Below are 873 nucleotides of genomic sequence, written 5' to 3' on the forward strand. Positions count from 1 at the left end.
CGCCCCCGCGTACCAGCGGCCCACGAGCCCGCCGCCGTCCACGTCGGCGTGAGCGGGCCGGTCCGGCCGCCGTCCGCGTTGCGACGTGACCGGGCCGGGCCGGGCCGCCCGCCCGCGTGAGACGTCCGTACGGGGGTGGGCGGCCCGCACGCACGCCGCCCACTCCCGTGCCGCATGATGCGGGACTTGCTCTCCCGACCGGCATAACCGCAGGCCAGGACCCCATCTCGCAGGCTGCACGGAGCCTGCATGGATGCGCCTGTGCAGACCCCCGGGAATGTCTTCCCGCACCCCGCTCCCACGGTCAGTCTGGATGCAGTGCCCGGCGCTCCCCGGCCACCCCGGCCCGCCCTCGTCGGCGGGCGACGTGCCCGGGGCGTGGCGCCGGTGCGCTTCCTGACCACTCTCGACCCGAAGGGGTACCTCCATGTCCGCTGTCCGCAAGTCCGTCATGTCCGCGCTCTCGACGATCGTCCTCGCCGGTGGGCTGGCCTTCGGCGCCGCCGGCACGGCGAGCGCCGCCACCTGCCCGTCCACGGCGTCCCCGAAGATCGACGGCGCGATCGCCAGTTGGTCCCTGAGCTGCTCGGGCGGCGCCGTGCGGGTGTCCGGCTGGCTCGAGGACACCCGCATGGACGGCAAGTGCGCCATGGTCCGCGTCGTCGGCGGCAACGGCGAGTACCGCACGAAGCAGGCCTGCGGCTCCGGGGTCCGCGAGCAGTTCGACTTCACCTTCGGCGGGACGGACTCGGCCCAGGTGCGCCTGGCCATCGCCTGAACCCCGCTCCGGGGCGGGCGGTGACGCCCGCCCCGGAACACCCGGGGGTGCGCACCCGCCCGACGGGGAGCCCGGACGGGCGCGCACCCCGCGCC

General features: G+C 76.1%; 1 protein-coding gene. It reads left to right on the forward strand.

Annotated features, from left to right (window positions below; all coding sequences use genetic code 11):
- The first annotated feature begins 427 nt into the window (after positions 1–427).
- Positions 428–778, forward strand: a complete 351-nt coding sequence (locus tag B7767_RS24655; protein ID WP_085574121.1) for a hypothetical protein — start codon at positions 428–430, stop codon at positions 776–778.
- The last annotated feature ends 95 nt before the right edge of the window (positions 779–873 follow it).

Origin of the sequence: Streptomyces sp. 13-12-16, from assembly GCF_002114215.1 — a bacterium.
Taxonomy (GTDB): Bacteria; Actinomycetota; Actinomycetes; order Streptomycetales; family Streptomycetaceae; genus Streptomyces.

What these genes read in the sequence shown, in the direction of transcription:
- B7767_RS24655 (WP_085574121.1), top strand. Translation starts at nt 428, where the DNA reads ATGTCCGCTGTCCGCAAGTCCGTCATGTCCGCGCTCTCGACGATCGTC.